We start from the raw sequence: 17,327 nt of genomic DNA, 5'->3' as shown, positions 1-17,327 counted from the left end.
GTGGGCGCCGAGTTCACCGGGCGGCAAGTCCTCAAGGCGGTCAGCCTGACTGATTGCCTATTATCTCGTTACGCAATCCCCCCGCTTAATGGCAACGCCTGGGCCGGCTAACCGCCGGAACAGGCCGTCATATCATGATATTCACCGTCATTCCCTAAAGCGTAAGACGTGGTCAACGGCGCATCGTCGTCGGTATGGGCGGGGAAACCGTGATCGTTATCGCATTATGAAATAGTATACCCAAACTTTTGAAATAATTTTTCAAAAAAAAGAAACATCGTTTTAATTTATGCCGCAGATCACTGTATTACTAAATGTAACCGGTTAGCTTAATACGCAATCGTCCTCGTTAAACAACGAGGACATGGCCATGGACCGGCACCCTGTTTTAAGGACATTTTTTGAACTTAGGTGATCTGACGATGCAAATCAAACGGGCAATAGACAAAATTCCTGGCGGCATGATGCTGGTACCGCTATTTCTCGGCGCGTTGTGCCATACCTTTTCCCCCACTGCCGGCAAATATTTCGGTTCATTCACCAATGGTTTGATTTCCGGAACGGTTCCCATTTTGGCGGTCTGGTTTTTCTGTATGGGGGCCTCCATTAAACTCAGCGCCACCGGTACGGTACTGCGCAAATCCGGTACTCTGGTGGTCGCCAAAATTGCCGTAGCCTGGGTGGTTGCCGCGCTGGCTTCGCGATTACTGCCGGTAGGCGGCGTGGAGGCGGGGTTCTTCGCCGGGTTGTCGACGCTGGCGCTGGTGGCATCCATGGATATGACCAACGGCGGCCTGTATGCATCCATCATGCAGCAATACGGCACCAAGGAGGAATCCGGCGCTTTCGTACTGATGTCGCTGGAATCCGGGCCGTTAATGACCATGGTCATATTGGGCACCGCCGGCATCGCGTCTTTCGAACCCCATGTGTTCGTTGGGGCGGTATTACCGTTTTTAGTGGGCTTTGCGCTGGGCAACCTGGATCCGGAACTGCGGGAGTTCTTCAGTAAGGCGGTTCAGACCCTCATTCCTTTCTTCGCCTTCGCGCTGGGTAATACCATTGATTTGCATGTTATCGCCCAGACAGGACTGCTTGGCATTCTGCTGGGTATTGCCGTCATTATCATCACCGGTATCCCGCTCATCCTCGCCGATAAATTTATCGGCGGCGGCGATGGCACGGCGGGGATCGCCGCATCCAGTTCGGCGGGCGCCGCCGTGGCGACGCCGGTGCTGATAGCCGAAATGGCGCCGGCGTTTAAACCCATGGCGCCGGCAGCCACCGCGCTGGTGGCCACGTCGGTTATCGTTACCTCGATTTTGGTACCGATCATTACCGCGCTATATGCAAAACAGGCGCGTAAAGGCGCGGCGGCGCAAGCCCAGTCCGTCGAAACGCCGCGCTCGGCCATCAAGAAGGCCTGACGCGGCAAACACGCCTGTGGCGAGCCGGTGGCGCCGGCGGAAGAATAACGGCCCGGACATGCCGGGCCGGAAGGGCTGCCGGCACGCCGGCGGCGGGTATTATACGGGACGGGCGATAATGGAGCGCGTTTCGAGACGAACTTCCTCAAGGGTGACGTCAATGGCGTCGCCCTGACGGTATCTTTCCACCCCTTTTACCTGCACAATGCCGGTTTCCTGGCTACAAACCAGCTCATCGCGCACGCTGTGGATGAAGGGCGCGGGGATGAAGGCCACCGCGCCGTTCTCGCATAACCGCACCCGCATACCGCCGCGGGAAATATCAATGATTTCCGCCGGGTAATGAACGCGGTCGCCGACTTTCCCTTTGAGAAAACGGGCATACAGCCAATCACCCACATCCCGCTCCGCCATCCGGTTAAGACGGCGGCGCTCTGTCAGCCGCGCAATGACGTCTTCTGTTGGGCGCTGCGACGCGCTGCCGGTGATCAGGTCCTTAAGCAGGCGATGATTGATCATATCGCCATATTTGCGGATGGGCGAGGTCCAGGTGGCGTAGCTTTCCAGCCCCAAACCGTAGTGCGGCCCCGGCTCGCTACTGATTTCCGCGAAAGTCTGAAAACGGCGAATACGGCTGTCGAGATAGCTGGTGGGCATGGCGTCGAGCCGGCGACGCAAGTCGCAGAACCCCGGCAATGTCATCAGCGCGGCGGCGTCGGTCTGGATGCCGTTGCTGGCCAGCACGGCCACCGCCTGTTCCACCAGGGTTTCATCGAAGCCGTTATGGACATTGTAGATGCCATAGCCCGGACCGTCGCGCAATACCCGCGCGGCGCAGATATTCGCCGCGATCATGGCCTCTTCGACCATGCGGTTGGCGACACGACGCGGCTCAGCCTGAATGGACAACACATCGCCCTTGTCGTCGAGGACGAACAGGTAATCGGGACGATCCTTGAACACCAGGGCATGTTGTTGACGCCAGGCGGCGCGGGCCAGACTCATGCGATGCAGCAGGCGAATCTGTTCGGCGACGGCGTCGCTTCCCGGTTGCCAGTCGCCGGCGTTTTCCAGCCAGTCCGAGACATCGTCGTAAGCCAGTTTGGCCTTTGATTCAATCCAGGCGTTGAAAAACCCGGGCTTGTCCAGCAACGCGCCGTCGCCGCCGACGGTAACGCGGCACGCCAGCACCGGGCGCCGCTCATGCGGCCGCAGCGAGCAGAGATTATCGGACAGATCGCGGGGCAGCATTGGAATATTGAAGCCGGGCAGATAATTGGTAAAGGCGCGATCCCGGGCGATAAGGTCCAGCGCGCTGCCGGCCGGCACATAGGCGGTGGGATCGGCGATGGCGATGGTCAGTGTCAGCGAATCGCCCTCGCCGGACGCCACGTGCAGGGCATCGTCCATGTCCTCGGTGCTGGCGCTGTCGATGGTGATGAAATCCAGCCCCGTTAAATCTTCCCGCGCCACGCTGTCGTCGCTTAGATTCAGCTCGCCGGCGAACGCCGGCGCGCGGCATTCGAGATTGTGCCGGGCGAGCGTCACCCACCACGGCGCGAAATGATCGTCGCCGCCGGTAATGAATTGCGTGATTTCGGCAAAGAAATGCCGGTCGCCCTTAAGGGGATGACGGCGCATTTCCGCCACCACCCAGTCGCCGGTCTCAAATTCGTGTTCAAGATTGCGTACCGGCCTGCTCGGGATGACGTCTTTAATCAACGGGTGATCGGGCACCACGGCCAGACGGTCTTCTTTTAACTGAAGCCGGCCGACGAAACGGGATAGCATCGGCTCCACCAGGGATTCCGGCTCGGCAATCTCCCGTTCTTTTTCGGTACGGATCGTCGCCACGATTCTATCGCCGTGCATGACTTTTTTCATGAATGGCGGCGGGATGAAATAGCTTTTCTGCGCATCGACTTCCAGGAAGCCAAATCCTTTTTCCGTACCCTTGACCACGCCTTCAACACGCGGAGTCTGGGAATGAAGTTGCTGTTTTAGCTGCGCGAGCAGCGGGTTATCTTGAAACATAATGTCCAGGGAAGTGTAAAAAGGCTTCATTAACGGCAGACAGTTTTACGCGAATCGGTGGGCGGCGGCAAGTGTAACTCGTCTTTGACGCCGTAAAAATCCCCCCCGCCCCGGACGGGACGGGGGGAAGATCACAGGAGGCGCGCCGGCGGAGCCGTCCGGCTGGGGACCAAACGGACCGGCACCGATTTGGACGTGGGCGTATGCGTGCCGTCGCCGAAACTGGACAAAGGCACCAGCGGGTTGGTCTCGGGATAATACGCCGCCAGATTGCCGCGCGGAATGGCGTAGCTTATCGCCTTGAAACCGCTGACCCGGCGAACGACGCCATCATGCCACAATGTCTCGATATCCACTGTGTCGCCATCGTGAAGCCCCAGTTCCGCCAGGTCCTGGGGGTGGATGAACACCACTTCGCGCTGGCCGTACACGCCGCGGTACCGGTCGTCCAATCCGTAAATGGTGGTGTTGTACTGATCGTGCGAGCGCAGGGTTTGCAAGGTAAACGGCGCCTTGAGATCGCCGTTTTGCGGGAAGAGGGTTTCCGGCAGGGGGGCGGCGCTGAATTCCGCCTTGCCGCTTGGCGTGGCGAAGCGCAATTCGGCGGCCGCGTTGCCCAGATAAAAACCGCCGGGTTGCTCGCAACGGCGATTGAAGTCGGCGAAGCCGGGCAGGGTGGCGGCGATATGCTCGCGAATCAGGTTGTAATCCCCCGCCAGGGCTTGCCACTGTATGCGATCCTGTCCCAGGACGGCTTCGGCGATGCCGGCCACGATGGCGGTTTCTGAGCGCTGTAATGGGGATAGCGGCGGATTGACCCCTTCCGAGGCATGCACCATGCTGAATGAATCCTCCACCGTGACATACTGGCTGCCCGTGGCTTGGATATCCAGCTCCGTGCGTCCCAAGGTCGGCAGAATAAGCGCATCGCTTCCGGGCACCAGATGGCTGCGATTGAGCTTGGTGCTGATATGCACCGTCAGTGCGCAACGGCGCAACGCCTGTTCGGTACGGGCCGTGTCCGGCGCCGCCGCGGCCAGATTGCCGCCCAGGGCGATAAGCACGTTGACGTCGCCGCGCAGCATGGCTTCCAGCGCCTCGACGGTGCTGTGACCCGGCGCGCGAGGCGGCTGAAAATCGAAATGGGCCGCAAGGCTGTCCAACAAGGCGGCCGGCGGTTTCTCGTCTATGCCCATGGTCCGGTTGCCCTGTACGTTACTGTGTCCGCGTACCGGACATAACCCGGCGCCGGGCTTGCCCAATTGGCCGAACAGCAATTGCAGATTGACGATTTCGCGCACCGTGACAAGGGAGTGCTTATGCTGGGTAACGCCCATGGCCCAGGTGCAGATCACCTTGCCGGCCTGACGGTAAATTTCCGCCGCCTCGCGCAGCTGTCGCTCGCTAAGCCCCGATTGCCGGATGATTTGCCGCCACGGGGTGGCGTCGACCCTGGCCAGGTATGCCTCGACACCGGAAGTCTGTTCGCGGATAAAATCGGCGTCGAACAGGCCGGGTCCGCCTTCGGCCAGCGACCGGCGGTGGGTTTCCAGTAGGGCCTTGACCATGCCGCGCACCGCAGCCATATCCCCCCCCAGATTCGGCTGAAAATAACGGGAACTGATGCGGCCGGATTTAGGCGTCAGCAATTCCAGCGGATTTTGCGGGTCGGCGAAACGTTCCAGGCCCGGTTCGCGCAGGGTATTGAAGGTCACGATGCTGGCCCCGCGATCGGCGGCATGGCGCAGACTGTGCAACATTCTCGGGTGATTGGTGCCGGGGTTTTGCCCGAAAACGAAAATCGCGTCCGCCTGCTCGAAATCCTGCAGGCGAACCGTGCCTTTCCCCACGCCAATGCTTTGTTTCAATCCGCCGCCGCTGGCCTCATGGCACATATTGGAACAGTCGGGGAAATTATTGGTGCCGAACATCCGGCCGAAAAGCTGATAGAGATAAGAGGCTTCGTTGCTGGCGCGGCCGGAGGTATAAAACTCCGCCTGATTGGGATTATCCAGCCCGCGCAGGTGGCGGCCAATCAGGTCGAACGCCTCTTGCCAACTGACGGGCACGTAATGATCGGTATCCCGGTTATACCGCAGCGGCTGGGTCAGGCGTCCCTGGTATTCCAGAAAATAGTCGCTTTGCTTGTACAGGGCGCTCACGCTATGGTCGGCAAAAAAGTCTTCATTCAATGCCTTGCGAGTGGCTTCCCAACTCACCGCCTTGGCGCCGTTTTCGCAAAAGCGGAATGTGCTGGTATTGTCATCGCCCCAGGCGCATCCCGGGCAATCGAAACCCCTGGATTTGTTCACCCGCAGCAGATTGCGGATATTTTTGAAAGCCTGTTTGCTGTCAATCACATAACGGGTGGTGGCTTCCAGTGAACCCCAACCGCCGGCCGGGCGGGTGTAAGGCTTGATCGCGGGTTTAAATTTCATTGTTATGTTTCGCAGGTGAATGAAGGACGATTGTTAATCAAACATTGCTGTTTTGCTTCTCATGCGTTAATGCTAGGCATTTTTCGCCGGCGCGTCTAATTGAATGGCGTAATCGCAAGATAGAGGGCGGCTATGGCGAGTAAGTGTGACATTGCTCATATTTTCGTCCCTTTGCCGCCGCTGAATACCGACAACCGGCGATGCTGGCTCATAATTGACGGGTTGACCCAGCAAAAGGAGCTCTGTGGATGAAAGGCCTGAGCGGAACTATTCATGGCTTCGGTAAGGCATTGATGATGCCGATTTCCGTCATCGCCGCCGCGGGTATTTTTCTCGGACTGGCGGCGGCGATGCAAAATCCGGCGGTGACCGGCGAGGCGTTTGCCAACCTGAGATACCCTCAATTGATCATTGGTTTTGTCCGGCAGGTCGCCGGCGCCCTGTTCACTAACCTGCCGCTGTTTTTCGCGGTAGCCAGCGCCATCGGCCTGGCGAAGGCGGAGAAACCCACCGCCGCATTCGCCGCGGTCATCGGTTTTATCGCCATGCATGTCGGCGTCAGCGCCAGTCTGGCGGCGCAGCATCTGACCGCCGCCACCACCACGGTGCAGGCCCTGACCGAGCGCGGAATGTCGCCCACCGCCGCGCAGATGCTGTCTGCGGAATTCACCCCGATGCTGGGAATTTTTACTTATAACATGAGCGTACTGGGCGGGGTACTGGCCGGATTGATCGTCGTGGCCCTGCATAACCGCTTTTACACCATCGTGCTGCCCACCGCCGTGAGCTTTTTTGGCGGACGGCGTTTCGTGCCCATTGTGACTATCGTGGTTTTGCCGCTGGTGGGCGTCGTCCTTTCGCTTATTTGGCCGACCATCGGCGCCTGTATCGCCTGGGTGGGGAAATTGATTGGCGAAAGTGGGCAATATGGGGCGTTTTTGCTGGGTTTTTTCGAGCGGCTGCTCATCCCCACCGGTTTGCATCATATCCTCAATGAAACCGTGCGTTTTACGCCTATCGGCGGCATGGTGACCGTTGATCATCAAACTGTTGTCGGCGCGTTGAACATTTTTAATACCACGCTGACCCATCCCGGCCTGCTGTCCGACCAACAAATCCGCGATGCCACCCGTTTTCTGGCGCAGGGCAAGATCCCCGTGATGATGTTCGGCCTGCCGGGGGCGGCGCTGGCCATGTACCATTGCGCCCGGCCGGAACATAAAAAACGGGTCAAGGCGCTGATGATGGCCGGCGCGCTGGCGTCGTTCACCACCGGTATCACTGAGCCGCTGGAATTTTGTTTCGTGTTTGTCTCGCCGGTACTCTATCTGGTGCATGCCATGCTGTGCGGGTTGTCCTTTATGCTGATGGATCTGCTGGGGCTGATGATCGGCAATGTGCAGGGCGGCGCCATCGATCTGGTGATTTTCGGCATACTGGGCGGCGGCAAGACCCATTGGTGGTATGCGGTGCTGCTGGGGCTTATTTATTTTCCTGTTTATTATTTCGTATTCCGGCTGGTGATCGTTCGCATGGGCGTGCAAACGCCCGGCCGCGAAACCGAGGAACCTGAAACGCCGCAACGCAAGACCCTGTCGCCCGACGAGCGGGCCGTCAATATTATTGCCGGGCTGGGCGGCAGCCAGAATATCGCCGATGTGGATTGTTGTTTTACCCGCCTGCGGGTGCGGGTAAAAGACATGAGGCAGGTGATAGAGCGCACGCTGATGTTAACCGGCGCCAGCGGCGTTAAGCGCGTGAATGACAACGATATACAGGTAATCTACGGACCGCAGGTGGAAAAAATCGCCCAGGATGTCAAAACCTCCCTTGGGGTTTCCACTTGACGGCGAGGGCGATACAGGACGGTACGGGGGGATGCCGTGGCGCAGTCGATGGTATACTGGCGCTAATCCCCATAACCTGTCGTCGCAATGGATATCAAACAACTTATTTATTTATGCAACCTGGAGCGCGAGCGCCACTTTGGCCGAGCGGCCGAGGCAAGCTTCGTCAGCCAGCCCACCCTTTCGGCGCGGATCAAAAATCTCGAGCGGGAACTGGGCGTGGCCCTTATCCATCGGGGCAACAGTTTCCAGGGGTTTACCGCCGAGGGCGAAAGGGTGTTGTCCTGGGCGCGGGAAATCGTGTCCGTCTACCAGGGCCTGAAACTGGAGGTGGAGTCCCTTAAGCAGGGACTGTCGGGCATTCTGCGTATCGGTATCGTCCCGCAATGCGGCATGTCGCTGGCGCCGTTGTTGTTCGACGCCCGGCAAAGGTATCCCGACCTGGAGTACCGGGTGGATGATCTGAGCGCCGATCAACTGACGGAAGCCTTATTGAATCACAGCGTGGATATCGGTATCGGTTTTTTCGAGCCGGGCCTGCTGGCGGACTGGCATTGCCAGGTGGCGGCGTTGCGCGATCAGGGTGTTGATCTGGTGTTTCATCCGGACCATTTCCCGGCGTTTGGCGCGCAAACCCCGCTGACGTTGGCACAGGCGGCGGATGTGCCGTTGTGTCTGGCGGAGCCGAGCCGTTACTTCCGCCGCTACCTCGACGAGCATTTCCGGGCCGCCGGCTTACGGCCGCGCATCGTCCTGGAAAGCGCGTCGATTTTTCAGCTACTGCAGGGCGTGATGGCGGGGTTGGGCTGCGGCATCATGCCGCACGGGCACTTGCTGCCGGAAATGGCGGGAAAATTGCATTTCGCGCCCATGGACTTGCCGCCCATGCCGCGCTTAAGCGCACTGGTGACGGCGCATCCGGCCAAGGCAACGCCGCTGGCCAATACCTTTTTCGCGTTCGCCGCCGCCTGGCTGGCCGATCGGCCCCCGGCGGCCGACGCATGGGCGCCCGCCGCCGGGGCGGCGGATTAATCCAGAGCCAGTTCGTTCATGGCGGCGATATTGAAGCCGCCGTCCACATGGATCACTTCGCCGGTGATGCCGGCGGAGAGATCGGAACACAGGAAAGCGGCGGTATTGCCGACATCTTCAATGGTCACTACCCGGCGAATCGGCGTGACGGATTCGCAATGGGCCAGCATTTTTTTGAAATTTTTGATGCCGGAAGCCGCCAGGGTACGGATGGGACCGGCGGAAATCGCGTTGACGCGCACGCCTTGCGGACCCATGGCGTTGGCCATATAGCGGGTATTGGCTTCCAATGAGGCTTTGGCCAGACCCATGACATTGTAATTGGGAATGGCGCGTTCGGCGCCCAGGTAAGTGAGGGTGACGAGCGATGCGTTCGGGTTCAGCATCCGACGGCTGGCCTTGGCCATGGCGACAAAACTGTAAGAGCTGATATCGTGCGCGATGGCGAATCCTTCACGGGTGACGGCGTCGACGTAATCACCGTCCAGCTGATCTCCCGGCGCGAAGGCGATGGCGTGCACGAACCCGTCATACGCGGGCCACACGTTGGCCAACTCGACGAACAACGCCTCAATGCTGGCGTCCTCGGCGACATCGCAGGGCAGAACAATGCTGGAACCCAATTCGGCGGCGAAGCCTTCCACCCGCGCCTTCAGTTTTTCATTCTGGTAGGTGAACGCCAGTTCGGCCCCTTCGCGATGCATGGCCTGAGCGACGCCGAAGGCGATGGAGCGATTACTGGCTACGCCAGTGACCAGAATGCGCTTACCGGTAAGAAAACCCATAGCATTAATCCTTGTAATCGTTATGACGCGCGTCGCCGGCGTGGTCGGGACGCCGACAAGACGACGGTCGATGTTATAAACCGGCGGAGTGTAACATAAATGGCCCGGGGAATTGTAGACTCGCCATACTTCATGTTGCCGCTTTGTTGGCAATGCCCGCTCGCCCCGGTCGCATTGTCGTCCCTTGCCGCCGCGATGCAGCGTGAATCATCCCTGCCCGGCTAAGGCAAAACGGTGTCCCGCCGCCAGGCGTCCGCGGTCAGCGCTTCGCCGAAATGGCTGGCGATGAGCCGCTTGGTCAAATCGTGCAGCGGCGCGGCCAGCACGTCGGCGGTGCTGCCGCGCTCCACCACCTCGCCGTCCTGCATCACCATAATCTGGTCGCTGATATGCTTCATCATGCCCAGATGCTGGGTAACATAAATATAGGCGATACCCTGTTTGGCCTGCAGTTCCAGCATCAAGTTAATGATTTGCGAGCGCAGGGACATGTCCAGCGCGGTCAGGGCCTCATCGGCCACAATCACCTGTGGCCGGAGGATCAGCGCCCGGGCCAGGCCGACCCGCTGCTTCTGACCCGACGCCAGCATATGGGGATAATAAAAAGCATGATCCGAACGCAACCCCACCTGACGCAACGTGGCGTTGATGGTTTGCTCGCGCTCCATGGGCGTCATGTCGGTGTTTAGCCGCAACGGCAAATCCAGCAATTGCCCGATGCGCTGGCGCGGATTGAGGGCGTTGCCGGAGTCCTGGAAAATCATACGGATACGTTGGCTGCGATAGCGGTAATCGCCAAATGTCAGCGGATGATCGTCGATGAGTATTTCGCCGGCGGAGGGCTCCACCGTACCGGCCAGCATTTTCGCCAGCGTGGATTTCCCCGAGCCGTTTTCGCCGATGATGGCCAGGGTCTGGCCCTCCCGCAGGATGAAGCTCAGCGGCTTGACGGCCTCCACCTGGTGGCGGCGAAACAGGCCGGTGCGGTAGCGAAAGGTTTTGGCGAGGTTGCGCGTCTCAAGCAGGGTCTCCACGGCTAATCCTCCATGTTGAGCGGGAAATGGCAGGCAAACCAATGATTTTTCACCGGCTCCAGCGGCGGCGCATCAATACAGGTTTTCTGCGCGTAGGGACAGCGCGGACCGAGGCGGCAGCCTATGGGCAAATGCTCCAGGGACGGAATGCCGCCGGGCAGGGTATTAAGGCGGCTTTTCGGCGGCATGGAGCGATTGAAATCGGGAATCGCCCGGATCAGCGCCTGGGTATAGGGATGGTGCGGGGTGCTGATGAGTTCTTCGCACGCGGCGCTTTCCACGGTCTGGCCGCAATAGAGCACGTTGATCCGATCCGCCCATTTGCTCATCATCTGGATGTCGTGGCTTATCAGCAGAATCGTGGTGTTGTTGTTCTGATTCAAACCGGCCAGTAAGCGGAAAATCTGGGCCTGGGTGGTGGGCTCCATCGCGTTGGTGGGCTCATCGGCGATAAGCAGTCTCGGCTGATTGGCCAGCGCGATGGCGATCATCACTTTCTGGCACTCGCCTTCGGTGAGTTCATAGGGATAACTCTCCATCATGCTCTTGTGGTCCTTGATGCCGACCCGGTGCAGCAGTTCCACGGCCCGCCGTCTGCGCCAGCCGAAGCGTTGCCACCACAACCCTTTAAAGGTCCAGCCGGGAATGGCCTGAATCAATTGCCGACCAATGGTTTCCGACGGATCCAGGCAGGATTGCGGTTCCTGGAATATCATGGAAACATTGTGGCCCACCAGGCGTCGCCGTTGGCGCGGCGTCAGGCGCAGCAGATCGATATCGTCGAACCGGAACCGGTCCGCCGTTACCCGCCAATTGTGCTTGGTGACGCCGCAGATGGCTTTGGCTATCAGGCTTTTGCCGGAACCCGATTCACCCACCAAACCGCGGACTTCCCCTTCCGTCAATGTGAAACTGACCCGATCGACCGCTTTGATCGGACCCTCGGCGGTCATAAATTCAATGGTCAGGTTGCGGATTTCCATTAACGGCATTATTCCACCTCGGCGATCAGGGCGCGTCGGACGCCATCGCCCAGCACGTTGACGATGAGCACGCTCAACATAATGGCGCCGCCCGGCAGCATCACGGTCCAGGGCGCGGCGTAAACCAGTTCCAGCGTATCGCCCATCATGGCGCCCCATTCAGGAGACGGCAATTGCGCGCCAAGATCGAGGAAACCGAGGGCGGCGATATCCAAAATGGCCATGGACAACGCGCGGGTAAACTCCGCCGCCAGCACGCTGGCGATATTCGGCAGCACCGCATAATGCAGGATATGCAACATGGGCGCGCCGTCGATGCGCACCGCCAGCACATACTCTTTGTCCAGTTCATCATGTACCGCGCTATAGACGGTGCGCACCGTGCGCGGCAGGATAGCCAGCCCGACCGCCAGCATGGCGTGCGTCAGCGACGGGCCGATAAAGGCCACCACCACGATGGCCAGCAGCAAAGAAGGAATGGAAAGCAGCGTGTCCAGAATATGATTTAGCGCCGCCGAACGCAGACCGCGGGTAATGCCCGCCAATACGCCCAAAATCAGGCCCAGCGCCGATGCCGCCAATGTCGCCGCCAGGGCCGAGCCGAAAGTCGGCGCGGTACCGGTCAGTAGCCGGCTCAATACGTCGCGGCCCAAATCGTCGGTGCCAAGGAAAAAGGAAACGTCGCCATAGCGTGACCAGGAAGGGGGCAGCAATTGATAGCCGAGGAATTGCTGATCCAGCGAGTAAGGCGCCACCAGCGAACCGAACAGACAAAGAAAGAGCAACAGCGCAAAGCCGTAAAGACCGATCATTGACGGCACGTCGTGATAAAATGCGCGCCAGATATAACGCAGCGGACTGGGCATGCGTTTTTCGCGATAGAGATTATCGGAGAGCATACCACTCCTTATGACGTAGCGGATTGGCCAGCGCGCCTATGATGTCCGCCAGCACGTTAAGGGCGACGACCAGGGCGCCGACCACCATGACGCCGGCGGAAATGGCGGCGTAGTCCTGCTGGCGTATGGCGGTGACCAGCCAGCGCCCCAAACCGGGCCAGCTGAACACCACCTCGGTTATCATCGCCAGCGTCAACATGGTGGAAAATTGCAATCCCAGCTTGGGAATGATGGGCGGCAGCGCGTTATGCAGGACATGCCGGCGGATGATGGCGGTCAGCGTCAGGCCGCGGGTCGCCGCGGCCTTGATGTAATTTTGCCCGAATACCTCGGCGGTGCTGGCGCGCATCAACCGGATGACCTCGGTGGTGGGCGCCACCGCCAGGGCGGCGACGGGCAGCACCATATGCCGCAGCGTGCTGATTATCATTTCATGGCGGTACGGAGAATGGGACAGCCAGGCGTCCAACAGCGCGAAACCGGTAACCGGCTTGATCTGGTAGAGCAGGTCGTAGCGTCCCGAAACGGGAAACCAGCCCAGGTGCAACGAAAAAAACAGCGTCAGCAGCAAGGCCAGCCAGAAGACCGGCATGGACAGGCCGAGCAACGCGAAGACGCTGATGCCGACATCCTGCCATTTATCCCGCGCGACGCCGGCGATGACCCCCAGCGGAATACCGATGAGCAGCGCCAGGATAAAGGCCAGAATGCACAATTCGAGGGTGGCCGGAAAGACTTCGCGCAACTGTTGGCTGATGGGTTGGCCGTTAATGCTGGACACGCCGAAATCCAAATGCAGCAGGCTGACGAAATAATACCGGTAGGCATCGGTTATCGCCGCGCCGTCAAGGGGGGCGTGCGGCGTGAAATAACTGAGGCTAAAACCGACCAACGTCAGGAAAAACAGCGTAATCACCAAGAGCAGCAGACGGCGCAGGGTAAATATAATCATGGCTTGTGTTCCTGATCGTCTTCCCGGTAGACACCGGCGAATGACGCGTTGCCGAAAGGACTGAGCACCAGTCCCTTGATATCGTGGCGATAGGCCTGCAGACGCAGCGACGAGGCCAGCGGCAAAATGGGCAATTGCGCCTCCAGTATGCGTTGGGCGGCACGATAGGCGTCCATGCGACCGGACAATTGCTGGGCGAGCAGCGCGCTGTGCAACAGGTCGTCGAATTGCGGCTGACACCAGTGAGCATAGTTGGTTTGCGATCGGATGGCGGCGCAACTGAGCAATGGCCGGAAAAAACTGTCCGGATCGTTGCTGTCGGTGGACCAGCCGGTCAATGTCAAATCGTGGCTGGCGTCCATCAAACGGGCTTCCTGGAAGCGCCCCTCCACCGGAACGATCGTCAGTTTGATGCCCACTTGCGCCAAATCGGCCTGAATCAGTTCGGCGGTCTTCAGCGGACTGGGATTATAGGATTGCGACGCGGTGGGCACCCACAGCCGCAACGCAAGCTTGTCGATGCCAAGGGAATGCAATATGGCGCGCGCCTTGCCGGGATTGTATTCGCTGACCTTGGCTTCATTGTCATAAGCCCAGGAGGCGCGGGGCAAAATAGACGCGGCGGTCTCAGCGGTGCCGTAATAGATGGATTGCATGAGACGCTGATTATTAATGGACAAAGCGATGGCCCGCCGCACCCGCACATCGTCGAGGGGCGGTTTGGCGGTATTGAAGGCCAGGTAGGCGATATTCATCCCCGGACGCAAAGTCAACCGCAGTCTCGGATCGTCGCGTAAAACCGATAACTGGCTGGCGGCCGGATAGGCGAGCACGTCGCATTCGCCGGTCAGCAATTTGGATAACCGACCGATGCCGCCGGCGCCCAAATCGATCACCACCTGCGCCATCCGGGGCCGGCCGCGCCAATAGCCGTCATGGCGCACCAAACGGATAAACTGGCCCGCGCGGTAGGCGCTGAGCATGAAGGGCCCGGTCCCCACCGGCAGGCGGTCGATCTGCTCCTGTCGGCCGGCGGCGCTGAGTTTCTCGGCGTATTCGGCCGAAAGAATCGGCGCGTAATGCGTGGCGATATGCCACAGGAAGGATGCGTCCGGCGCCTTAAGGCGGAATTCCACGGTATCGTTGTCGATCTTGCGCACGCTTTGTACCGTATCGGGGAATTGCAGGCTGTCGAAATAGGGATATTCGCCGCCGTTGACGTCATGGTAGGTATGGTGCTTGTCGAACATGCGGGCAAAGCTGAATACCACGTCATCGGCGTTGAAGGGGCGGGTGGGGGTAAACCACTCGGTGTGCTGAAAAGCGACGTTTTTACGCAAATGGAACCGATAGGTGGCGCCGTTGTCCAGGATCTCCCAACTCTGCGCCAGCTCAGGGATGAGCCGGTAGGTATAGGGGTCCACATCGATGAGGCGGTCGTAGATTTGCGCGGACAGGGTATCCACCGCCAGTCCACTGCTGGCCATCTGCGGATTGAAGGTATTGAGCAGGCCGTTGACGCAATAGACGAATCCGCTTTGGCGGATATCCGCCGGTGGGGCGACCGCGCCGGCGGCATGAGCGCCGGGATTGAAAAAGACCATGGCCGCCCAGAGCAGCGTCGGCAAAAAAGTGAACTGTTTGCTTCCCATAACCACGTTAACCTGCCGGAGAATCCATCCAGTTTACCTCACTCTGCCTTGCTGCCCAATTGATGGCGCGGATTTCCCACGCGGATAGCCGTTAAAACCGACGATTGCTGGGAAAATAGCCTTTATAATCCTATGGAAATGAGAATATTTATCATTTACTGCTTTACAAATGATAGTGAGAACTATTATCATGGTCGCGCCGATGGGGACAACGACATCATTCCTTCATCGGTACGACATTGCTCACATTGCTTCCAGTATGACTTTTAGCCAGCCGGGTGCTGGCTTTTTTTTATCCTGGGTCTCACCGCCGCCATTTCGGCTGGGTGGGGCGCCTCGCCGCCGTCTCCTCATTCCTGATCGTCCGCCTTGCCGCCGCCAATCCCCACGGCGTGTTTTTTCATCATTCCCCGTAACTGATGGTAGGTCAACCCCAATAAATCCGCCGCCTGCCGCTGATTATAACGGGCCTGACCCAGCGCCCGCGCGATCCAGTCCCGCTCCCGGTCATCCAGCCAGGCTTTGAGATTGAGCGGCAGCGCGGCCGGGCTATCCTGATCAACAATGGCGCTCGACGGCGCCTTACCCGGAAACGGATCGATTACGATGTCGTCCAGCGGCCGATCGTTATTGCCATGGCGATAGACTGAACGTTCCACCACATTCTTCAACTCCCGGACATTACCGGGCCAGTCATAGGCCAGTAGCGCGCGTCGCGCCGCCGCCGAAAAACCGGTAAACAGCGGCAGTCCGATCTCCCGACACATCTGCATGGCGAAATGCTCGGCCATCACCATGATATCCGGTTGCCGCTCGCGCAGCGGCGGCAGCGAAACCACATCAAACGCCAGACGATCGAGCAGGTCGGCGCGAAACTCGCCCCTTTGAGCCAGCCGGGGCAAATCGGCATGGGTGGCGCATACCAGCCGCACGTCCACCTGTAAAGGCCGGCTGCCGCCGACCCGCTCCAGCTCGCCATATTCGATGACCCGCAGTAATTTTTCCTGAACCAACATCGGGGCGGTGGCCAGTTCGTCCAGAAACAACGTCCCGCCGTCCGCCCGTTCGAACCGGCCCTGGTGGCGTTTTTGCGCGCCGGTGAACGCGCCCGCTTCGTGGCCGAACAGCTCCGAATCCAGCAGATTGTCATTGAGGGCCGCGCAATTCAAAGAGATAAACGCGCCTTGCCAGCGCGGGGAGAGATAGTGTAAACGGCGGGCGATGAGCTCCTTGCCGGTTCCCCGCTCGCCAATCACCAGCACGGGTTTATTCAACCGGGCCAGCCGGGAAACCTGCTCCAGCATTTCCAAAAAATTATTCGATTGGCCGAGCAGGGTATCGTGGTTATCCGACATGGTGAAATTCGCTTATTATTGGCATTTCTCATCACTATAGCCGATCTTAGCGAAAGCGCAATTGTCAATCGTATTGAAAATCAATAGATTAAGAGTTTCTGTTTTTTGGCACGGTATTTGTTAGAGAGTAAGGGCAACAGACCGTAAGGGCCGTCGAAACCGGCGCCCACGGTGGTTATCCGATAATCATGGAGAAACAGGCAATGGGTATTTTTTCACGTTTTACCGATATCGTTAACGCTAACATCAATGCGTTGCTGGACAAAGCGGAGGACCCGGAAAAAATGGTGCGGCTAATGATCCAGGAAATGGAAGATACCCTGGTCGAAGTGCGCACCACCTCCGCGCAGGCGATGGCGGAGAAAAAGCAGCTACAGCGGCGTTTGGCGCAGGCGCGCGCGCAACAGGAGGAATGGCAGTCCAAGGCCGAACTGGCGCTGGTTAAACAACGGGAAGATCTGGCCCGGGCGGCCTTGCTGGAAAAACAGCGGCTGGCCAATCTGGCCGCCGCACTGGAACAGGATGCCACGGTCATTGATGAAACCCTTGAGCGGATGAAACGTGAAATCGGCGAGCTGGAAAACAAGCTGGCGGAAACCCGCGCCCGGCAGAAAACCCTGCTGTTGCGCCATCAGGCCGCCGCCTCTTCCCGGGATATCCGCCGGCAACTGGATAGCGGTAAAATCGATGAGGCCATGGCCAGGTTCGCCCAATTCGAACGGCGCATCGATCATATGGAGGCGGAAGCCGAAAGCGTCGGTTTCGGCAAGCAGAAAACACTGGATCAGCAATTCGCCGAGCTCAAGGCCGATGAGGAGATCAGCCGGCAGTTGGCGGCATTAAAAGAAAAAATGAATAAAATCGAATGAACGGGCCGCCGCTGCGATAC

At 59.0% G+C, this 17,327-nt stretch carries 13 protein-coding genes; 4 read left to right on the top strand and 9 right to left on the bottom strand.

Annotated elements, in window-relative coordinates; translation table 11 throughout:
* The first annotated feature begins 401 nt into the window (after nucleotides 1-401).
* A complete protein-coding gene (gene kdgT, locus FCN80_RS02855; protein WP_230492457.1) occupies nucleotides 402-1,427 on the top strand; it encodes a 2-keto-3-deoxygluconate transporter in 1,026 nt (341 codons plus the stop codon).
* Nucleotides 1,428-1,526: 99 nt separating this feature from the next.
* On the opposite strand, the gene FCN80_RS02850 is transcribed toward kdgT, so the two are convergent.
* Nucleotides 1,527-3,461, bottom strand: a complete 1,935-nt coding sequence (locus FCN80_RS02850) for an exoribonuclease II (protein WP_136988380.1) — start codon at nucleotides 3,459-3,461, stop codon at nucleotides 1,527-1,529.
* 131 nt (nucleotides 3,462-3,592) lie between these two features.
* Nucleotides 3,593-5,899 carry an FdhF/YdeP family oxidoreductase gene (locus FCN80_RS02845; RefSeq protein WP_136988379.1) on the bottom strand — a complete coding sequence of 769 codons (2,307 nt, stop codon included), beginning with the start codon at nucleotides 5,897-5,899 and terminating at the stop codon, nucleotides 3,593-3,595.
* A gap of 248 nt (nucleotides 5,900-6,147) precedes the next feature.
* Between FCN80_RS02845 and FCN80_RS02840 the strand changes: the two genes are divergently transcribed.
* Both FCN80_RS02840 and FCN80_RS02835 read left to right on the top strand, forming a co-directional pair.
* Nucleotides 6,148-7,746, top strand: a complete 1,599-nt coding sequence (locus FCN80_RS02840) for a PTS transporter subunit EIIC (protein WP_136988378.1) — start codon at nucleotides 6,148-6,150, stop codon at nucleotides 7,744-7,746.
* Nucleotides 7,747-7,833: 87 nt separating this feature from the next.
* A complete protein-coding gene (locus FCN80_RS02835; protein ID WP_136988377.1) occupies nucleotides 7,834-8,778 on the top strand; it encodes a LysR family transcriptional regulator in 945 nt (314 codons plus the stop codon).
* Here FCN80_RS02835 and fabI read toward each other — a convergent pair.
* The 7 genes from fabI to pspF form a co-directional block, all read right to left on the bottom strand.
* Nucleotides 8,775-9,563, bottom strand: a complete 789-nt coding sequence (gene fabI / locus FCN80_RS02830; RefSeq protein ID WP_136988376.1) for an enoyl-ACP reductase FabI — start codon at nucleotides 9,561-9,563, stop codon at nucleotides 8,775-8,777. The two genes, FCN80_RS02835 and fabI, sit on opposite strands and share 4 nt — an antisense overlap.
* 221 nt (nucleotides 9,564-9,784) lie before the next feature.
* Entirely contained in the window at nucleotides 9,785-10,597 is an 813-nt protein-coding gene (gene sapF / locus FCN80_RS02825; RefSeq protein ID WP_136988375.1) for a putrescine export ABC transporter ATP-binding protein SapF, read from the bottom strand.
* Nucleotides 10,598-10,599: 2 nt separating this feature from the next.
* The gene (gene sapD / locus FCN80_RS02820) at nucleotides 10,600-11,589 is read right to left on the bottom strand and encodes a putrescine export ABC transporter ATP-binding protein SapD (RefSeq protein WP_136988374.1); all 990 of its coding nucleotides are present in this window, start codon (nucleotides 11,587-11,589) and stop codon (nucleotides 10,600-10,602) included.
* Complete coding sequence (gene sapC / locus FCN80_RS02815; RefSeq protein WP_136988373.1) at nucleotides 11,589-12,479, bottom strand: putrescine export ABC transporter permease SapC; 891 nt, start codon at nucleotides 12,477-12,479, stop codon at nucleotides 11,589-11,591. Before sapC ends, sapD begins: the two co-directional genes overlap by 1 nt.
* Entirely contained in the window at nucleotides 12,466-13,431 is a 966-nt protein-coding gene (sapB, locus tag FCN80_RS02810) for a putrescine export ABC transporter permease SapB (RefSeq protein ID WP_136988372.1), read from the bottom strand. Before sapB ends, sapC begins: the two co-directional genes overlap by 14 nt.
* Nucleotides 13,428-15,083 carry an ABC transporter substrate-binding protein SapA gene (gene sapA, locus FCN80_RS02805; protein ID WP_136988371.1) on the bottom strand — a complete coding sequence of 552 codons (1,656 nt, stop codon included), beginning with the start codon at nucleotides 15,081-15,083 and terminating at the stop codon, nucleotides 13,428-13,430. The genes sapB and sapA overlap by 4 nt, the downstream gene beginning before the upstream one ends.
* A 350-nt stretch (nucleotides 15,084-15,433) precedes the next feature.
* Nucleotides 15,434-16,438 carry a phage shock protein operon transcriptional activator gene (pspF, locus tag FCN80_RS02800; RefSeq protein WP_136988370.1) on the bottom strand — a complete coding sequence of 335 codons (1,005 nt, stop codon included), beginning with the start codon at nucleotides 16,436-16,438 and terminating at the stop codon, nucleotides 15,434-15,436.
* 203 nt (nucleotides 16,439-16,641) lie between these two features.
* Here pspF and pspA point away from each other — a divergent pair, with 203 nt between their 5' ends.
* Complete coding sequence (pspA, locus tag FCN80_RS02795; RefSeq protein ID WP_136988369.1) at nucleotides 16,642-17,307, top strand: phage shock protein PspA; 666 nt, start codon at nucleotides 16,642-16,644, stop codon at nucleotides 17,305-17,307.
* Nucleotides 17,308-17,327 lie beyond the last annotated feature (20 nt).

The organism is Martelella alba (assembly GCF_005217455.1).
In the GTDB taxonomy this organism is placed as follows: domain Bacteria; phylum Pseudomonadota; class Gammaproteobacteria; order Enterobacterales; family Enterobacteriaceae; genus Acerihabitans.
This window is presented reverse-complemented; position numbering and strand designations above follow the sequence as displayed.